The sequence below is a fragment of the Actinoplanes sp. NPDC051537 genome, assembly GCF_055586105.1.
The window spans coordinates 496,638-515,596 of record NZ_JBVJIU010000006.1; the positions used below are offsets into that span (position 1 = coordinate 496,638).

An 18,959-nucleotide genomic window follows, 5' to 3' on the forward strand; every position below is an offset into this window, starting at 1 on the left:
TTGCCTGGTCCGCGGGTTGGTTTCGCTTTTCGTTTTTGGGTTTGGTCCTGTGGTGGTTTTTTTTTTTTTGTGGTTTGTTCCTCCCGGGAGGGCGGAGACCGCCCCCCCCCCCCCCCCCCCCCTAGCCAGCAGCCGGAACGACCGGCCGCGCCGAAGGGATGTCATGGTCAAGCACCTCGATGTTCGTCTCGGGTGGACTCAGGGGGTCAGCACGACGGATCGGGTGAGCAGTCGGGGTTGATCGGGGTCAAGACCGCGGTGCGCGGCCAGGGCGAGCGCGAAACGCTGGGCGAGAACGAGCTGGGCGAGAGGATCCATGCGATTCCGGTACGCGACGGCGCCCGCGCTTTCGATGACCTCGTCCAGCTCCGGGTCCGTGTCGCCGATCGACCAGACCAGCGAGCGGGGACCGGCCACGGCGACCGGGCCGTGCCGGAAGTCGCGGGCCGGGTAGGACTCCGAGTACGCCTGGGCGGCCTCGCGCACCTTGAGCGCCGCCTCGTTGGCGAGCCCGAACGTCCAGCCGGTGCCGAGGAAGACCAGGTGGTCGATGCCGGCGGGGTCGGCGGGCAGCGCCTCGGTCAGCGCGGCCCGGCCGTCCGCCACGACCGGTTCGAGGTTCTCCCCGAACGCGTGCCGGGCCAGCGCCAGCACGGTCGTGGGGAACCGGGTCTGCACGACGCTGCGCTCGTCCGCGAAGTCGAGGACGAGCTGAGCGCTCGTGAGGTCGTCGACCGGCTCGCCGCGGACCGCGGTGATCGCGACCGTGCGGGTCGAGGACGGAATCATGCGGAGCGCCTCGAGCACCTCGGTCGAGGTGCCGGAACGGGTGACCGCGACGATCCGGTCGTAGTGCCGGCGGGGGAGGAACTCCGACGCGCAGATCGCGTCGGTCTCCCCGAAGCCGGCTCGTTCGCGCAGCTCCGCGAGGCTCTGCGCGACGAACCACGAGGTGCCGCAGCCGAGCACGAGCATCCGCTCGCCGGGAGCGATCAGCTCGTCCTGGGCCTGGCCGGTGCGGGCCAGGCTCTGCAGCCAGACGTCCGGCTGGCTGGCGATCTCGGCCGCGGTGTCATTCATGTTCGAGGATTATGCTCGTTTACGCTCGCTTCACAAGATGTGCGCATCAAACGAACAGTCCAGAGTGTGCGTTGCTACCGCAGCGCCGCCGGCATCAGGTCGCCGTGCGCGGCCGTGAGCTCGTCGCACAACTCCCAGATCTGGTCGACGGTGAGCGTGGCGGCCGTGTTCGGGTCGACCATGGCGGCCTGTCGCACCATCCGCTTGTCGCCGGTCAGCGCGGCCCGCACGGTCAGCTGACCCACGCTCGCGAAGCTCCGGTTGAGCGCCGCGCACTGCACGGGCAGGTCGCCGACCCGCTCGGGCCGCACGCCCAGCCGGTCGACCACGCACGGCACCTCGACGGCGTAGTCCGCGGGCAGGTTGCTGATCAGGCCGCGGTTGGCGACGTTGGCGTGGATCCGGCGCATGGTTCCGGTCACCACGCTGTGGATGACCTGCGGCGCGTACTCGGTGGCCTCGCGGGTGAGGTCGAGTTTCTCGCCCCGCTTCATGGCCTCGCGGACGGATTGGTACTCCGCCACGTTGTCGGCGCTGATCTGCAGATAGTCGCCGACCGGGATGCGCAGCCGGGCGATCTCCTCGTCGTGGTGCAGGTACCAGGGGACGTACTCGGACGAGTGCTCGCTGGTCTCGGTCGGGAAGTAGCCGAGCCGGCGGTACATGTCCATCCGCACCCGCCGGCGCATCTCGGGGTCGCGTTCGAGCAGCTCGTCGAGCTTCGGATAGAGCGATTCGCCGCGGTGCTCGAAGCGGAGGAGCCAGGACTGGTGGTTGAGTCCCGCGCCCAGGTAGTCGATCTCGTCGAGGGGCACGTCCAGCAACTGCGCGAGATCGTGCACCGTCCAGAAGACCGAGTGGCAGAGTCCGACGGCTTTCACGGCCGGCGCGGCGGCGGCCAGGTAGGCCACGTTCATCGCCATCGGGTTCGTGTAGTTGAGCAGCCATGCGTCGGGACAGACCTCGGCGATGTCCCGCGCTATCCCGTCCAGAACGGGGAAGGTCCGGAGAGCGCGGAAGATGCCGCCGACCCCGAGCGTGTCGGCGATCGTCTGCCGCAGGCCGTACTTGGCCGGGATCTCGAAGTCGCGCACGGTCGCCGCGTACATGCCGACCTGGATCGAGTTGATGACGAAGTCGGCGCCCTCGAGCGCCCGCCGCCGGTCGAGGCTCGTGGTGATCACCGGGCGGCAGCCGAGCTGGTCGGCGGTGCGCCGGGCGATCGCCTCGGCCGTCTCGAGTCGTTCGGTGTCGATGTCGTGCAGGGCCAGGGTCACGTCCCCCAGCTCGGGGAAGGAGAGGATGTCGGCCAGCAGCTCGCGCGTGAAGACGACGCTGCCGGCGCCCAGGAAGGCGATCACTGTCATGGCGGGATTCTTGGCGTCTCCGCCAAGAGCGCGCAATAGCAACTGGTGTATCGCTTGAAAACGAACTACATTGACTGCGCGTTTGATCAATAGGGTTAAGAGGATCAATGAGTTCGCTGCGCCGGGCCGACCGGGTGTCGGCCATCCTCGAGCGCGTCGCCAGCCACGGCTCGGTCGACGCCGGGCACCTCGCCGACGAGTTCCGGGTCTCGCCCGCCACGATCCGCCGTGACCTCCAGGTGCTCGAGGACCAGCGGCTGCTGTCGCGCACCCACGGCGGCGCGGTCGCCGTCGACGTGGCCTACGAGCTGCCGGTGCGCTACCGGGTCGGCCAGCACCGCGAGGAGAAGGCGCTGGTCGCCAAGACCGTCGCCGACCTGCTGCCGCGGGGCCCGCTCACGCTCGGCCTGACCGGCGGCACCACCACGCACCTGCTGGCCCGGCTGCTCGCCGAGCGGGTCGACCTCACGGTGGTGACCAACGCGCTGAACATCGCGGCCGAGCTGGCCCTGCGCCCCCGGCTCAAGCTGATCATGACGGGCGGGGTGTCGCGCACCCAGTCGTACGAGCTCGTCGGCCCGATCGCCGACCAGGCGCTCAAGGGCCTCAACATGGCGGTGGCGGTCGTCGGGGTGGACGGGATCAGCGCCCGGGGCGGCCTCACCACGCACGACGAGATCGAGGCGAACACGAACGCCACGATGATCCGCCGCGCCGACCGGGTGATCGTGGTGGCCGACGGATCGAAGGTGGGCAAGGTCTGCCTGGCCGGGATCTGCCCGGTCACCGACGTGTCGGCGCTCGTCACCGACTCGACCGCGGACCCGGCCGGCGTGGAGGCGATTCGCCGAACCGGCACCGAGGTGATCGTCGCCGGCACCTAGGATCGGCCGCATGTACACCGCCCGCCTGCCCGAGCGCTGGCGCGCGCTGTTCACCCTCGCCTCGATAGCGGCGTCTGTGCCGGTCCTGTTCCTTCTGTCCGATATAACGGCAAAAATCGCGGCAGTCGCGTTAATCGCGGTGCAGGCCGCCGCGGTGTGGTGGCTGGACGCCCACCCCCGGCTCGGCACCGCGGTCGTGCTCCTGGTGAGCGGCGCCTTCCAGGTGCTGGCGCCCTCCTTCGGCCCGGGCATCGCGTTCGTCGTCCTCTGCACGTACGCGTGGCTGCGCCCCGCCGCCGAGACGCTCTGGATCCTCGGCCTCGCCGTCGTCGCCGTGTGCGGACCGCCGCTGGCGCACCAGCGCTGGGTCGCGGCCGCCCTGTGGTTCGGCGCGGTGCTGCTCGCCTGGAGCTGGGGCGCGCTGGTGCGGGCGCGCGGCGAGCGGCGGGTGGCCGAGCGGCGGCAGGCGGTGCTCGAGGAGCGTGCCCGGATCGCCCGCGACCTGCACGACATCCTGTCCCACACGGTGTCGGTGATGGTGGTGCAGGCGGCGGCGGCCGACGACGTCTTCGAGTCGAACCCGGTCCGGGCGCGGGAGGCGCTGCGGCGTACCGAGGAGGCCGGCCGGCAGGCGCTGGCCGAGCTGCGCGGTTTCCTGCGCACGGTGCGCGCCGAGAACGAGGACGACGCGGCGCCGCAGCCGACACTGGCCGATGTGGACCGGCTGGCGGCGACGATGGGCGAGTCCGGGCTGCGGGTCACGGTGCGCCGCGAGGGCGAGGGCGAGGTGCCGCTGGGCGTGCAGGTCAGCGCCTACCGGATCGTCCAGGAGGCGCTGACCAATACGCTGCGGCATGCCCGGGCCACGGGGGCCGAGGTGCTGGTGGGGATCGACGAGGCGGAGGTTCGGGTGCGCGTGCGCGACGACGGCAAGGGCGGGGCCGGGTGGAAATCGGGCGGCGGCCACGGGCTGGCCGGCATGCGGGAGCGGGCGGGGCTGCTGGGCGGCACGCTCGCGGCCGGACCCCGGACCGATGGCGCCGGCTTCGAGGTGGACGCCCATTTGCCCGTACGGGAGGAGTCGTGACCATCAAGGTGCTGATCGCCGATGACCAGGCCCTCGTGCGCTCGGGTTTCCGGATGATCCTCGAGTCCCGCGACGACCTCGAGGTGGTCGGCGAGGCGGGCGACGGCGAGCAGGCGATCCGGCTGGCCGGGCAGACCCACCCCGACGTGATCCTGATGGACGTGCGGATGCCCGGGCTCGACGGCGTCGCGGCCACGGCCCGGCTCACGGCGGCCGAGAACCCGCCCAAGATCATTATTTTGACCACGTACGACCTGGAGGAGCCCCTCTACGCGGCGCTGCGGGCCGGGGCCAGCGGCTTCCTGCTCAAGGACGTGCGGCCGGCCGACCTGGTCGAGGCGATCCGGGTGGTGGCGGGCGGCGACGCGCTGCTCGCGCCGACGGCGACCCGGCGGCTGCTCGACCGGTTCCTGGTCACCGACGTGACGCCGGACGCGCCCTCGGGCAGCCTCGACCGGCTCACCGAGCGGGAGCGCGAGGTGCTGACACTGCTGGCCCGGGGCTCGTCCAACGCCGAGATCGCCGAACGGCTGGTGGTCACCGAGGCGACGGTCAAGACGCACGTGTCGGCGATCCTGCGGAAACTCGAGGTGCGCGATCGGGTGCAGGCGGTCGTTCTCGCGTACGACCTCGGCCTGGTCCGCCCCCGACCCTCCTCCTGAAGTCGTAGAGGCAAGACCCGTCTCGCGCCGGACGTAGGCGGCCGCCCGGATTTCTACCGTCGAGGTATGACCTCTCCACAGCAGCTCAAGGCCATCCACCTCGTCGTGGTGCTGCTCGTCGCGAGCATCGCCACCAGCGTCGCCGTCACCGTTCTCGCCCTGGCCACGCACGCCGTCGCGCTCGGGCCCAACCAGATCCTGATCCTCGTGGTGGCGATCCTGTACGTGTGGGTGATCCGCCGGCTGCGGGCCGGGTCGCCGCGGGCCTACCGCCGGGTGCGGATCGTCTCGGTGGCCGGTTTCGCCGCCGTGGGCTGGCAGCTGTTCTCCGGCGCCTACCCGCTGTGGCTGCGGCCGATCGAGGCGGCCCAGCTCGCCCTGCTGGCCACCCTCATCGTCGCGGCCAACCGGCCGATCGTGCGGGCCGCCTTCCCGGCCGTCCCCGACCCGCGGCCGCGCAACCGGCGCGCCGCGCTCGCCCTCGTGCTGCTCGCGCCGGTGGTCGCCGAGGTCACGCTGGGCACGGTGTCGCTGCGGGAGGCGTGGGTGTGGCCGCTCTTCGTGCCGATCTACGGGGCGGGCGCGCTGTTCCTGCGCGAGATCGTCCGGCGCACCGGCGGCGGCCTCGGCAGTCTGCTGATCGCCGGCGTCGCCTACGGCCTGGTCGAGGAGGGCCTGGCGCTGCAGAGCCTGACCAGCCCGCACCTGTACGACGCGGCCTCGTGGGCGCCGCGGCTGCTGGGCGTGAACACGGCGTACACCGAGCTCAACCTGGTCTACCACCCGGTCTTCAGCATCGTGATCCCGGTGATCCTGGTCGAGTTCCTGTTCCGCGGCCACGGCCCGGCCCCGTACCTGCGCCGCGGCGGCCTGATCGCGAGCGGCGTGATCGCCCTGCTCGGCGCCGGCCTGCTGCGGTTGAGCGTCCCGCCGAACGAGGACCCCGGCTACACCATGCCCCTGGCCGCCATCCTGGTCGTCGCCGTCCTGGCCGCCGCCGTGCTCGTGCTGTCGCTGCGCCTCGAGATCCGGCCGGTCGGTAGCCTCGTTCCGCCCGCCCCGCCGTTCCTGGCCGCGATTGCCGCCGTGACGACGTTCGGTTTCCTGGCGATGCTCTGGCCGTTCGGCGCCGCCCACCGCCCGCTCTTCACCCACGGGGACTGGACCCTGCTCCCGATGGCCGGCGCCGCCCTGATCGTGGCGTTCACCATCCACGCCGCGCGCACGCTCGCCTGGACCCCGAGGCACCTGGTCGCGGCCGCCTTCGGCGCGCTAGTCGCGCACAGCCTGTTCGGCCTGCTCAGCAACGCGGAGACCCTCGCCGACCGGCTGTTCCTGGCCGGCATCGCGATCGCCACCGCCGCGCTCGGCGTCGCCCTGCTGCGCCGGTCGCCGCACGCCGCTTCGCCCGCCGGGGCTTCCGCCCCGCGCCGGCCATCCGTCGGCGAGCCGGTGTCCCAGACGCTGGCCGGGGAGCTCGATGAAGCGGTGCGCCAGCCACGACAGGCCGAAGAGCAGCCCCAGGAAGCCGGCCACGGCGACCAGCTCGACCGGCCCTCGAAGGCGGTCGCCTAGCGCGGTCAGCGCCGGGGCGAGCAGGCCGATCAGCGGCACGTGGATCAGGTAGATCGAGTAGCTGATCACGCCGACCCAGGCCAGCGACCGCGGAACCCGGCGATTCCGGCCGGCCAAGCCGATCGCGAAGGTCCCGCCGATGACCAGCAGCGTGATCACCGACCGGGCCATGTACTTCGGGGTGAGGGCGTGCAGCGACTCCAGCTCGGCGAACCAGTTCACGAGCAGCGCGGCCGCCACCACCCCCGCGGCGACTGCCGCCTGATACTTCGGAATTTGTCCGGCCGCGGCGCGGTAGATGGCCGTTCCGGCGAACATCACGGCCGGGATGAGCAGGCCGTCCCAGACGTGCGACGGGTCCTGGCCGGCGACCAGCAGCACCACCGCGAGGGCGAGCAGCACCACGGCACCGGAGATCATGGCGAGCTTGCGGCGGGAGACGAGGGCCGCGAGACCCGCCGCCAGCAGGAGGGCGATCAGCAGCGGCGGGGTGGCCACGGCGCGGGACGAGAGCGGCGCGAGTGCCACCCCGGCGACGGCCAGCACGATCGCCGCGACGGCGCTGTCCCGGTGCCGGCCGAGGGCGAACAGCGCCGCCACGAGCAGGTAGAACGCCATCTCGAAGCTGAGCGTCCAGACCACCGGCGTCACCAGGGGCGCGCCGAGCAGCTGCGGGAGCATCGTCAGGTGGGCGATCACCTGCTCCCCGGTCAGCGGCAGTGTCACCGCCACCAGACCACAGACCACCAGGTAGAGCGGGTAGAGCCGGGCCAGCCGGCCGATCCAGAACCGGCGCAGGTCGCCGTGCCGCTCCAGCGATGCCGGGATGATGTAGCCGCTCACGAGGAAGAACAACATCACCCCGGCCGGGCCGGCGTGCAGCCACTCGGCGCTGACGTCACGGGCGCCGCGCAGCAGATAGTGGCTCAGATGCGCGTACACGACGAGCAGGGCCGCGACCGCGCGCAGCGCATCGAGCCACGCCATCCTCCGCTGCGGCATCCGCGAAGGGTACTCGCGATCTCCGGGCTAGTACCCCACCCGGAACGTCGCGTCCTGCTTGTCGGTCGCCGGCGACGAGCTGGTGATCGGGTCGATGCGCAGCACGTAGTTCGCGTGCCGCAGGTATCGATCGGGATAGTTGTACGACCGGAAGGACGTCCACGTGCTGTCGGCGAACCCGGCCGTCCTGGTGAACGTCGCGTCCTGGGCGAACTTGGCCGTGCCGTCGTTGGTGGCCAGCACCATCGCGTAGTTGGAGTGCCGCAGGTACATGCCCGGGTAGTTGACCGACTGGAAGGACACCCCGGCGCTGTCGGCCAGCCCGGCCACCAGCTTCCACTGCTGGTCCGGCCATTGGTCGAACGGGTACTCGTCGATCCGTCCGACGTAGTTGGCGTGCCGGATGTAGCGCCCCGGGAAGTTGTAGGACTTGATCCGGTTCCAGGACGGCGTACCGGAGGAAAGCAGCTTGGAAAGCTCGGCCGAGGTGATCGGCGTGATGCCCGGGTGCTTGGAGTTGAGCGGCTGGGTGTACGACCGGTCGTTCACCGGGGTCCACGACCCGGACGCCAGCGAACTCGTCGACCAGGCGAAGAAGCGTCCGTTCGGGCTGTAGGTGTCGCCCCACAGCGTGTAGCCGCTGCCGGAGAGCGCCGGCACCAGCTCGGGCGCCTCGACCCCGCGGCCGGGCGTGATCCCGGTCAGGAAGGTCGTGAAGCTGCCCGGGTTGAGCGAGCTCGACCGGGCCGCGTTCAACGTGCTGTTGCCCTTGAAGTAGAGGTAGTTGACCCCGCCCTGGCTGGCCAGGTCGCCGTCGATCACGTCGTAGCCGGGGTCGAAGAACACGGTCGGGCCGGTCGCGGTCGCGAAGTCGGTCGTGTAGTCGACCATGATCACGTTGCGCCCGCCGCTGACCGCGGAGTAGATGATCGCGTACTGGCCGCGGGCGGCGTCCCAGAACGCCTCGGGCGCCCACGAGTGGGTGGCCAGCGAGTGCACCTTGAGCCGGTGGTAGTTGGTGAAGGTGCGCAGGTCGGTGGACTGCCAGACGTGGATGTACTGGCTCTGCTGAGTCCAGTCGGTGCCGTTGAGGTCGGTGGCCAGGATCTCGAAGGTCCCGTCCTGCTTGCGCAGGATGAACGGGTCGCGCAGGCCGAGCGTGCCGGCGGTCGGCGTGACGAGCGGGTTGTTCTGGTTGGTCGGGGTCCAGTTGAGGCCGTCGGAGCTGACCGCGATGTGCAGGCCGTAGTTGGCGGCGGACATGTTGGGGGACTCGGTGAAGTACGCCATCGCGTAGCCGGCGTAGGTGGCCGCGGCCGCGGGGGAGGCAGCGCCGAAAACCACGGCGAGAAGGGCGGCGAGGACGGGACCGCAGAGCTTGCGTGACATGGGCGTTAACGTTAACAATCACGCCCGTCAATGGAAAGAGGCGACGGCCTCCATCTCGGCGTCGTAGCGCATCCAGCACCCCTTGCCGGCCGACTTGGCCGCGTACATCGCGATGTCGGCCCGGCGCATCAGCGAGCGCACCTGGTCGCCCGGCTGCGCGGCGGCCGCGCCGATGCTCGCCCGGGCCCGGACCGGGGTGCCGGCCAGCTCGACCGGCTGGGCGAGGGCATCGAGGATGCGCTCGGCGGTCTGCTCGGCCTCGGCGCCGGTGCAGCCGTGGAGCAGCACCGCGAACTCGTCGCCGCCGAGCCGGGCCGCCACGTCGCCGGCCCGCAGCGCGGCGCGCATCTTGTCCGCCACCGAGATCAGCAGCGTGTCGCCGGCGGCGTGGCCGAGGGTGTCGTTCACGCCCTTGAACCCGTCCAGGTCGACCAGCAGCACGTCGACCGAGACCCCGCTCGGCTCCGCGAGCGCGGCGACCAGCTGGTCGCGGAAGTGGCTGCGGTTGGCGAGCCCGGTCAGGCCGTCGGTCTCGGTCTGGCGCCGCAGCCGGTCCTCCTGCTCGCGCAGTTGCTTGATCAGGTCGGTGTTGTCGTGGAAGGCGGCGAGCTGCCGGCCGGCCACGAGCGCGCAGATCAGCCCGAGCCCCGCCACCACGCCCCACAGCCGCGTGTCGACGCCGGCCGGCATGATCACCACGAGGGCGACGAAGGCGATGACGATCGAGCCGTACGGGAGGAGGCTGTACGGCTTGCGACGGCGCTCGCCGAACGGCACCGGGTCGAACCGGGCGATGATCTCCTGGATCCGTGGCCCGAGGGCGATCAGCAGCGACGGCATCAGCCGCACCAGGTAGACCCCGGCCGGCAGCGAGCCGACCGTGGGCGGCGCCACGAACAGCCCGACCAGCGTGAACCCGGCCGACGTGATCATCGGGATGGCCGCCGACTTCCGCATCGGCGCGTTCCCGCTGAGGATCATCTTCACGGCCGCGAACGTGGACGCGACCGCGACGGCGGCGGCCCCGAGCGTGGCCAGCGTGTCGGTGCGGCTCACCTGTCCCGGCTTCACCGCGAAGCACCAGGCGATGACCGCGCCGCCGACCAGCACGCTCGCCGAGTCGAGCCAGAACGCCAGCCGCTCCCGCCCCGAGCGGCCCGGATGCGGGTGCACGAGCATGGCGATGACGATCGCGGCGAGGCCGACGGTGAGACAGGTCGACTGGATGATGCCGCCGGTCGTCGACCAGAAGCCCGGTTTCATGACGAAGACGAGCACGGTCTGGAACGAGTCACCGCACAGGAAGAGCGTTCCGACGCTGCCGAGCACGCCCCAGAACCGGCGGGTCGGGCCCGTCGCGACCCGGAAAACACGCCAGGAGGAGTACGCGAGGAGCGCGTCGAGTGGCAACTGGAAGAACCAGAACGTCCGGACCTGCCAGGTCGTGCTCGCCACCGAGTCGCCGGCCAGCGCGAAGAAGAGGATCGCGGCCACGGCCGTCCAGACCACGGCGCCGATGAGCACCGGGTCCTTGCGCACCGCGGGAGCCTCCACGCGGTTCTGATCGACAATGCGGCGGCGGACATGAGAACCCGCCGGTAAGAACGGCCCATCCCGGCGCACTACTCGGTGACGGCTTACCTTCCACCCCCTTTTTCACCCCCGGAGGAGCAGGAGTGCTGTGACCGACCCCGACCCCGACCCCGAACGGCGGTTCACCGCGATCTACGACGCGCACCGGCGCCAGGTGTACGCGTACGCGGTGAGCCGGGCCGGCCGCCAACTCGCCGACGACGTGGTCGGCGACACCTTCCTGGTGGCCTGGCGCCGGCTCGACACGATGCCGCCCGACCCGCTGCCGTGGCTGCTCGGCGTGGCCCGCAACGTGATCCGCGAGCGTTACCGCGACGAGTCCCGCCAGGCGAGCCTGGCCGCCGAGCTGCGCGCCTGGGTGACCGAGGCCGAGGCCGACGTGGCCGACGGCGTGGCCGACCGCGTCGCCGTGCTCGCCGCCCTGGGCGCCCTGACCGAGCCCGACCGCGAACTGATCACCCTGGTCGCCTGGCACGGCCTGACCCCGCGCCAGGCCGCCCAGGTGGTCGGCTGCACGGTGGCCGCCTATTTCGTCCGCTTGCACCGGGCCCGCAAACGCCTGCACGCCGCCCTCGACACCCGCCCCGCCGAGATCCCTCAGCCCACGACGGAGAAGACCCGATGACGAAAGACCTGATGAACCGGGTGGCCGCCGCCCGGCCCGCCGCCCTCGACGAGCCCCCCGCCGCCCACCCGACCGCCGCCGAGATCATGGCCCAGTCCCCCGGCTCTGCTCACGTATACGCACCCCGACGTGCAGCTCTGCTTACCCCCGCGCGCCCCGGCGCCGGCCCATCGGCGGGTGGTACCTCGACGCGTCCCGGTGCCGGCTCGTCGGCTGGCGGTACCTCGACGCGTCCCGGCGCTGGTTCGCCGGCTGGCAGTACCTCCACGCGTCCCGGCGCCGGTTCACCGGCTCTGCTTACCCCCACGCGCCCCGGCGCCGGTTCGTCGGCTCGCGTTCGGCGTCGGCTGATCGTGGCCGGCGCGCTCTCCGTCGCCGCGGCCGTGACCGGGGCGGTCGTCGTGGCCCGGCCGGACTCGCCCGGCACGACCCCGCTGGTCCAAGCCGGCACGAGCGCGCCCACCTTTACGACCGCTCGGGAGTTTCTCCTGGTCGCCGCGGAGCAGACCGGACACGATGCGACCGCGGGACGCTACTGGCACACCCGGGTCGATCAGGGCGAGCGCACCGGCGCGGGGACCTATCGGCGGAACACCCTGGAACGGTGGCTGCCGACCTCCGGGCCGGCCGTTCTCGTGATCACGGCGCCGGGCGGGCAGCGGGGGATCAAGAAGGGTCCGGCCGGTCTGGTGCTTACCGGCAGCCCGATCACCGTCGCCGAGCTCGCCGCGTTGCCGACCGAACCGGTCGCCCTGCGCAAGGCGCTGCTCGACCGCTTTCAGCAGACGAGCCCGGACGAGCCGGAGGACTATCGCCTCTTCGTGAGCGGCCAGGCGCTGGTCACCGAGTTGCCGGTCGGGGCGGCGGTGCGGGCCGCCGCGTACCGGATGATCGCCTCTGTTCCCGGGGTTCGGTTGCTCGGCGCCGTCACCGACCAGCGGGGGAGGCCCGGCATCGGGGTCGCCTACGACCAGACCCGGCTGATCGTGGACCCGGATGACGGGCGCGCCCTGGCCGTCGAGTCGTGGCACGGCGACACGCTCATGAACTACGCGGTGATCGAGAAGGCCGGCTTCACCGAGGAGGCGCCCCCGACGCGCTGAAACATTTGCAAACGATCTTTGCAAAGAGCTTCCAACGGGTTTGAGCTGGGGATGTCCACAGACGACGCACAGGTACTGCAAGACTTTGCAGAAACTTGTTGACGTATTTGAAACAGGCGAGCATTCTCGTCGTAACCCCCTCCTCCCCGGACCCCAAGGAAGTGCCATGAAACGAAGCCTGCGTGCGATCGGCGCCGCGGCCGTTCTCGCGGCCAGCGGCCTGGTCGCGTTCTCGGTGCAGACGATGACCGCCCACGCGGCCGTCACGCTCAACAACTCGGACGTGACGGCCAACCTCTGGTCGTGGAACTGGAACTCGATCTCCACGGCCTGCACCCAGCAGCTCGGCCCGGCCGGTTACGGCGCCGTCCAGGTCGCCCCGCCGGCCGAGTCGGTCAGCCTGGCCACCAGCGACGGCGGCGCCCACCCCTGGTGGGAGGTCTACCAGCCGGTCTCCTACAACCTGACCAGCCGGTTCGGCACCCGGGCGCAGTTCTCGGCCATGGTCACCGCGTGCCACAACGCGGGCGTCCGGGTGTACGCCGACGCCGTCGTCAACCACATGGCCGGCTCGAACAACACGCTCACCACCACGTACGGCGGCTCGACGTTCAGCCCGACCGGCTACACCTATCCCTCGGTGCCGTATTCCTACGACGACTTCCACCACCCGAACGACGGCTACTGCGCCGACGACGACGGGGTGATCGACGACTGGAACAACACGTCCGAGGTGCAGAACTGCATGCTGCTCTCGCTGTCGGACCTGAAGACGCAGAGCGCCACGGTCCGCACGAAGATCGCCGGGTACCTCAACGACCTCATCGGACTCGGCGTCGACGGCTTCCGGGTCGACGCGGCCAAGCACGTCGCGAAGGCGGACTTCGCGGCGATCCTCGGCATGCTGAACCCGACCACGGCGGAGGGCAAGGCACCGTACATCGCTCAGGAGATCTTCACCGGCGCCACCAACAGCGAGCTGCAACCGGCCGCGTTCACCTCGAACGGCAGCGTGCTCGGATTCTCGTACGCGATGGGCCTGAAGACGCAGTTCACCAACGGCACCCTGAGTAACCTCGCCACCATCGGTTCGTGGAGCCTCGACGCGACCAGCGCCCAGACCGCCGCCATGGTCACCAACCACGACCTCGAGCGGGACGCGACGACGTTGCGGTACATGGACGGGTCGAAGTACACGCTGGCGAACTACTTCCTGCTCGCCTACCCGTACGGCAAGCCGTTCATCTATGACGGCTTCACGTTCCCGACCTCGAACACCGGCCAGTCCCCGCCGGCCGACGCGAACGGCTTCGTCGCCGACACGTCCTGCACGAGCGGCGCCTGGCAGTGCATCACCCAGTCGACCGGGGTGAAGGGCATGGTCGGCTGGCACAACGCGACGGCGGCCGTCACCACCGTCTCCGACTTCACCGCGACCGCCGCCAATGTGATCGGCTTCCACCGGGGGTCGCTCGGCTGGGCCGGGATCAACGGCTCGGGCAGCGCGTCGACCGCGACCTACACCACCGGCCTGGCCGATGGCACGTACTGCGACCGGATCACCGGCGGGGCTTCCAGTTCCGGTTGCGCCGGCACCTCGGTCACCGTCGCCGGCGGTACGGCCTCGGTGACGATCCCGGCGAACGGCGCGGTGGCGATCGACATCAACGCGAAGTCCGGCGGCGGTACGACCACTCCTCCCACCACCGCCCCCACGACGGCTCCGACCACCGCTCCGACCACCGCCCCGACCACGCCGCCCACCTCCAACCCCGCGACGGTGGCGGCCACCTTCCATGAGTACGCGACCACGACCCTCGGCACGAACGTGTACGTCAGCGGCAACGTTCCCGCGCTCGGCAGCTGGAACACCAGCAACGCCGTCGCGCTGTCGGCCACCTCGTACCCCATCTGGTCGGGAACTTTTGCTCTGCCCGCCGGCACCGCGATCGAGTACAAGTACATAAAGAAGGACGCGGCCGGCAACGTCACCTGGGAGAGCAACGCCAACCGGACCACGACGACCGGCACCTCGGCGGTGACGCTCACCGACAGCTGGGGTGTCGCGAGCGGCACGGCGGTCACCTTCAACGAGACCGCCACCACCACGACCGGCACCAATGTCTACGTGGTGGGCTCGATCGCCGCCCTCGGGAGCTGGGACCCGGCGTCCGCCATCCCGCTGTCGGCGGCGAGCTACCCGACGTGGAGCCGGGCGGTGGCCGTGCCGAGGAGCACGAGCTTCCAGTACAAGTACATAAAGAAGGACTCGGCCGGGGCCGTCACGTGGGAGTCCGGGAGCAACCGGACATATACCACGGGTACGGCTTCCTCGTACGCGGTCAGCGACACCTGGAAGTAGGTTCCGCGCCCGCCGGTCGTGGCAAGTCTCGCCACGACCGGCGTGGCCTGCGGCTCAGCCGAGCGCATCGGAATTAGTGAAGGGTTATTGTGACCGCATGCGTGCACGTCTCTCGGATATCGCCCGGCAGGCGGGCGTCAGCGAGGCGACGGTTTCGCGCGTCCTCAACGACCGCCCCGGTGTCTCGGCCGACACCCGCCAGGCCGTCCTCACCGCGCTCGACGTCCTCGGCTACGAGCGTCCCGAGCGGCTGCACAAGCGCAGCGCCGGCCTGGTCGGCCTGATCGTCCCCGAGCTGGAAAACCCGATCTTCCCGGCGTTCGCCCAGATCATCGAGTCGGCGCTGGCCCAGACCGGCTACACGCCGGTGCTGTGCACGCAGACCCCCGGCGGCGTCACCGAGGACGAGTACCTGGAGTTGCTCCTCGACCGCCAGGTGAGCGGCATTGTCTTCGTGGCCGGCCTGCACGCCGACACGACCGCCGACCACGAGCGCTACCAGCGCCTGATCGACCGCCCGATGCCGATCGTCTTCGTGAACGGCTTCGCCGAGGGCATCGCGGCCCCGTTCATCTCGTGCGACGACAAGCAGGCGGCCGAGTCCGCCGTCGCCCACCTGGCCGCGCTCGGCCACGAGCGCATCGGATTCGTCTCCGGCCCCGAGCGTTTCCGCGCGGTCCAGCGCAAGCTCGACGGCTACCACAGCGCCATGCGCCGCCACGTGCCGTCCTACGACTACCGAGCCCCCGACGAGCTGGTGGCGCTCACCCTGTTCGGCGTCGAGGGCGGCGAGGTGGCGGCCGGCCAGCTGCTCGACCGCGAGGTGACGGCCCTGGTCTGCGGCTCCGACCTGATGGCCCTGGGCGCGATCCGTGCCGCCCACCGCCGAGGCCTGCAGGTGCCGCGCGACCTGTCGGTGGTCGGCTTCGACGACTCCCCGCTGATCGCCTTCACCGACCCGCCGCTGACAACGTTGCGCCAGCCGGTGGCCGCGATGGGTAACGCCGCTGTTCGTGCGCTGGTCGACGAGATCAATGGACACGCTGCTCCTCGGTCGGAGTACGTTTTCCCGGCTGAGCTGGTGGTTCGTGGCTCTACGGCGGCGGCGCCGACTCGCCGTCTCTCCAAGCCACACGTTCCGGCTGCTTAGGGGAGGTCGGGCGGGCCCGGCCTTTTGGGGTCGGGCGTCGCCGTCCTGGGGCTCCGCATCATTGGGGTCATGCGGAGAGTTCGCGTCCCGTTGTGGATAACCCGCGGAGAGTGTCGTACGTGGGCCGCAATCTCACCCCACCCAGTAACGAGGGTGGGGTGCGTAGCGGCGAGATCGGTTCGGGCGAGCGGACGTCGCGCGGCCCTCCCGCCCAGCGTCGCGTGCGGGTGGGGTCGTGGGCGAGCTCGCGTGCCGTGGTGGATAACTGGCGGAAAGTGTCGTAGCCGGGCCCTAGTCTTGCCCCACCCAGTGACGAGGGTGGGTTGCGTAACAACGGGAGGCGGGGGCGAGCGGGAGCCGCACGCCTTCGGCGGCGGCGTCCGCGTCCCGCATCGCGCGCGTATGGGTGAGCAGAGCTTTGGGTAGCCGTCCTCGCCGGAGTTGGCCTGGTTGAAGCTGCACGTCTCCGGCGTCGATGGCGGTCGCCCGCGCGTATTGGTAAGCAGAGCTGCACGTCTCTGGTGGCGATGGCGGTCGCCCGCGCGTATTGGTAAGCAGAGCTGCACGTCTCCGACGGTGATGGCGGTCGCCTGCGCGTATGGGTAAGCAGAGCTGCCCGTCGCGCGCGAGCGATGGCGGTCGCCTGCGCGTATGGGTAAGCAGAGCTGCCCGTCGCGCGCGAGCGATGGCGGTCGCCTGCGCGTATGGGTGAGCAGAGCTGCACGTCTCCGGCGGCGCGGATGGTCATCCGCGCGTATTGGTAAGCAGAGCAAAGGCCCGGCGGCGCGGGCGGGCGCCGCCCAGCGGGGGTGGGATCAGAGGCGGGCCGCGATCCAGTTTGCCACGTCGCCGGCCGAGAGGATGACGGCCGAGTCGTGCGTGGCGCCGGCTATCTCGTTGAACTGGACGGGCTGGCTGTATGCCTGTAGCTGGGGCAGCAGCAGGTCATGGGTGATGAAGTACGGCACGGCCTCGTCGTCGGTTCCCTGCACGATCAGGATCGGCGCGGTGGGAGTGCTCTGCGCGGGGTTGTCGAAGTGGGCCAGCTTGGTCACCACGGCGGCGGGCAGGGCGCCTCCGATCAGGAGCTGGGTTGCGGTCAGGTTCTGGTACGACGCCAGGATCTGCTCCAGGCAACCGGTGGACAGCACCGTCTGCTTGGCCTTCGCCTGGGTGCCGAGCACCGAGTTCGGGTTGAAGGTGGCGTCCACGGCCGACAAGCCGTACAGCCCCATCACCAGGTAGCCCTGGCCGGGCGTGCCGGGGATCAGGGGGGCCAGCGCGTCGACGTTGGAGACCGGGGCGATCGTGGCGGTGCCCTTCAAGACCAGGTTTCCGTCGTACGACGGGGCGATCTGGCTCGCGAACAGCGCGCCCTGGCCGCCCTGTGAGTGGCCGTCGATTGCGTACAGGGCGGAGAGCGAGGAGTCCAGGTATCGGGCCGCCTTGACGCTGTCGATGATCGCGCGCGCCTCGCTGGCGCCGATCAGGTATGGGTGCTGCTGCGCCGTGCCCAGCCCGGGGTAGTCGGTGGCGGCCACCGTCCAGCCCTTGGTCAGCAGCGCCGCCACCGCGGTGCGGGCCTCGGGCCAGAACACGGCCTGATTGGTCGACGGCGCGCACTGGTCGGCCAGGCCGGTCGTGCCGTGCGCCCAGGCGACGGTCTTGTTCTGCTTGTTGGTCTTGGGCGTCATGATCAGCCCGGTCGCGGTGATGAGGCTGCCGTTGACGTCGGTGGAGATGTACTGGATGCGCTTGCCGGTCGCCAGCGGCGCGAGCTCGGGCGGCAGGGTGGCCGTCGCCGAGGTCAGCACCATCCCGGGCAGTGACGCGGCCGAGGCGGCTCCGGCGGGCGCGACGAGGACCCCGCAGGCGCCCAGCAGAACGAGGAGAAGTAACCGAGGACTTGTTTTCACGCGTGCTCCATTTCCGGTGTGGGGCGGGAATGATCAGAACCGAAGTCAGCGTATGGCGATAACCGGAGCTCGCTGAAGTACGCAGATGCGTAGGACTCGGAGACCAATACAAGAAGTCCAGTTCACGGAGCCGGACCGAAAATGGCGCGCGAAACGACGCTGAACGCCGGGCCGGCAAAGGCCAGTGTCCGATTCGGACAACTCGGACCTGCCGCGCCACCTGGCCGGGTGCGTCCGGCCCGCGCCGGGGGAGTCCGGCGATGACCCACGAAAAACCGCCGGCCACCTAACGGCGACCGGCGGTCGGGGGAATCGATCTTGACTGATGGATGATCGAGCTGGTAAGGGGGTATTCGCTCGATCGGGTGCAATGTGTACGGTGCTGGTTTATTGGCTGTCACCTCGCAAGTTGCACAGTTTAGGGGTCGACGGAGCCCGCTCGTCGACATTGGCACACTCATTTGGCGAACACGCATTGTGTTCGGGCCATCACTGTTCGTACTCTGTTGAACACCAGATCATTGATCAGTGTGAGTGCGAGCAAGCGGGCCGCCTTGTCCCGCGGGGGAGCAGAACATGCTTATCAAAGTTGTCGACCAGATCATCGATGAAGATCTGCACAGTGCTGCATGGCAGCTGTACCAGGACGCGTTCGAGGAGCTGAACACCCTCGCGGTCCAGCGGCACATGATGTACAGGTCCGAGTTCGACGAGGTCATGCGTGACACCCGCGTCGACAAGTACCTTGCCCTCACCGACGAAGGCACACTGTGCGGGATCACCACCTACACCAACGACCTCGACGCCGTTCCGTTGATCTCACCTCAGTACTTCGAACGCCACTGGCCGGAGCACTACGCGGCTCGCAAGATCTGGTACATCGGGTTCATTGCCGTGGGCCCCGAGCACCAGGGTCGCGAAGCTTTCGTCCAGATGGTCGAGCAGATGTACCTGGTGGCGTCGATCCAGAACGGTCTCGTCGGGCTGGACATCTGCTCCTACAACGACGATGTCCGCCACATGTCCCGCGTCTTCCGACTGATGATCAGCCGGAACTCGGAGAGCATGAAGTTCAGCCGGATCGACCAGCAGTCCTTCTGGCTGTACGAGTTCCCGACCGCGGCCTGACGAGCCTGACCTGACGAGCCTGACCTGACGAGTCCG

Annotated in this window: 14 protein-coding genes; 8 read left to right on the forward strand and 6 right to left on the reverse strand. The window is 70.1% G+C overall.

Going from position 1 to position 18,959, the window contains the following annotated elements; genetic code table 11:
- Nucleotides 1-198 precede the first annotated feature (198 nt).
- Nucleotides 199-1,080 (reverse strand): SIS domain-containing protein, encoded by an 882-nt coding sequence (locus ACZ6TB_RS17525; RefSeq protein ID WP_465555482.1) that lies wholly within the window; start codon nucleotides 1,078-1,080, stop codon nucleotides 199-201.
- Nucleotides 1,081-1,154: 74 nt separating this feature from the next.
- Nucleotides 1,155-2,447, reverse strand: coding sequence for an alpha-galactosidase (gene melA, locus ACZ6TB_RS17530; protein WP_465555484.1), 1,293 nt, complete (start codon nucleotides 2,445-2,447; stop codon nucleotides 1,155-1,157).
- A gap of 107 nt (nucleotides 2,448-2,554) precedes the next feature.
- Here melA and ACZ6TB_RS17535 point away from each other — a divergent pair, with 107 nt between their 5' ends.
- Genes ACZ6TB_RS17535 through ACZ6TB_RS17545 form a run of 3 tightly spaced genes read left to right on the forward strand, consistent with a single transcriptional unit; the run spans nucleotide 2,555 to nucleotide 5,080 of the window.
- Nucleotides 2,555-3,331: a DeoR/GlpR family DNA-binding transcription regulator gene (locus ACZ6TB_RS17535; RefSeq protein ID WP_465555486.1), complete on the forward strand. Its 777-nt coding sequence runs from the start codon at nucleotides 2,555-2,557 to the stop codon at nucleotides 3,329-3,331.
- A gap of 10 nt (nucleotides 3,332-3,341) precedes the next feature.
- Entirely contained in the window at nucleotides 3,342-4,418 is a 1,077-nt protein-coding gene (locus tag ACZ6TB_RS17540; protein ID WP_465555488.1) for a sensor histidine kinase, read from the forward strand.
- On the forward strand, nucleotides 4,415-5,080 hold the full coding sequence (locus ACZ6TB_RS17545; protein WP_465555490.1) for a response regulator: 666 nt from the start codon (nucleotides 4,415-4,417) through the stop codon (nucleotides 5,078-5,080). Before ACZ6TB_RS17540 ends, ACZ6TB_RS17545 begins: the two co-directional genes overlap by 4 nt.
- A 1,272-nt stretch (nucleotides 5,081-6,352) precedes the next feature.
- Here the strand turns inward: ACZ6TB_RS17545 and ACZ6TB_RS17550 are convergent.
- The 3 genes from ACZ6TB_RS17550 to ACZ6TB_RS17560 are packed head-to-tail and all read right to left on the reverse strand — an operon-like array spanning nucleotide 6,353 to nucleotide 10,600.
- On the reverse strand, nucleotides 6,353-7,657 hold the full coding sequence (locus ACZ6TB_RS17550; protein ID WP_465555492.1) for an acyltransferase family protein: 1,305 nt from the start codon (nucleotides 7,655-7,657) through the stop codon (nucleotides 6,353-6,355).
- A 27-nt stretch (nucleotides 7,658-7,684) separates the two neighbouring features.
- Nucleotides 7,685-9,046 carry an AbfB domain-containing protein gene (locus ACZ6TB_RS17555; protein WP_465555494.1) on the reverse strand — a complete coding sequence of 454 codons (1,362 nt, stop codon included), beginning with the start codon at nucleotides 9,044-9,046 and terminating at the stop codon, nucleotides 7,685-7,687.
- A gap of 27 nt (nucleotides 9,047-9,073) precedes the next feature.
- Nucleotides 9,074-10,600, reverse strand: a complete 1,527-nt coding sequence (locus tag ACZ6TB_RS17560) for a diguanylate cyclase domain-containing protein (protein ID WP_465555496.1) — start codon at nucleotides 10,598-10,600, stop codon at nucleotides 9,074-9,076.
- Nucleotides 10,601-10,727: 127 nt separating this feature from the next.
- Here ACZ6TB_RS17560 and ACZ6TB_RS17565 point away from each other — a divergent pair, with 127 nt between their 5' ends.
- The 4 genes from ACZ6TB_RS17565 to ACZ6TB_RS17580 all read left to right on the forward strand — a co-directional run bounded on the left by ACZ6TB_RS17565 (nucleotide 10,728) and on the right by ACZ6TB_RS17580 (nucleotide 15,879).
- Nucleotides 10,728-11,264: an RNA polymerase sigma factor gene (locus ACZ6TB_RS17565; protein ID WP_465555498.1), complete on the forward strand. Its 537-nt coding sequence runs from the start codon at nucleotides 10,728-10,730 to the stop codon at nucleotides 11,262-11,264.
- Nucleotides 11,265-11,350: 86 nt separating this feature from the next.
- Entirely contained in the window at nucleotides 11,351-12,367 is a 1,017-nt protein-coding gene (locus tag ACZ6TB_RS17570; protein ID WP_465555575.1) for a CU044_5270 family protein, read from the forward strand.
- 166 nt (nucleotides 12,368-12,533) lie between these two features.
- Nucleotides 12,534-14,729, forward strand: a complete 2,196-nt coding sequence (locus tag ACZ6TB_RS17575; protein ID WP_465555500.1) for a carbohydrate-binding module family 20 domain-containing protein — start codon at nucleotides 12,534-12,536, stop codon at nucleotides 14,727-14,729.
- A gap of 97 nt (nucleotides 14,730-14,826) precedes the next feature.
- On the forward strand, nucleotides 14,827-15,879 hold the full coding sequence (locus ACZ6TB_RS17580; protein ID WP_465555502.1) for a LacI family DNA-binding transcriptional regulator: 1,053 nt from the start codon (nucleotides 14,827-14,829) through the stop codon (nucleotides 15,877-15,879).
- Between the two features lie 815 nt (nucleotides 15,880-16,694).
- On the opposite strand, the gene ACZ6TB_RS17585 is transcribed toward ACZ6TB_RS17580, so the two are convergent.
- Entirely contained in the window at nucleotides 16,695-17,795 is a 1,101-nt protein-coding gene (locus tag ACZ6TB_RS17585) for a lipase family protein (RefSeq protein WP_465555504.1), read from the reverse strand.
- A gap of 576 nt (nucleotides 17,796-18,371) precedes the next feature.
- Here ACZ6TB_RS17585 and ACZ6TB_RS17590 point away from each other — a divergent pair.
- Nucleotides 18,372-18,923: a hypothetical protein gene (locus ACZ6TB_RS17590; protein ID WP_465555506.1), complete on the forward strand. Its 552-nt coding sequence runs from the start codon at nucleotides 18,372-18,374 to the stop codon at nucleotides 18,921-18,923.
- Nucleotides 18,924-18,959 lie beyond the last annotated feature (36 nt).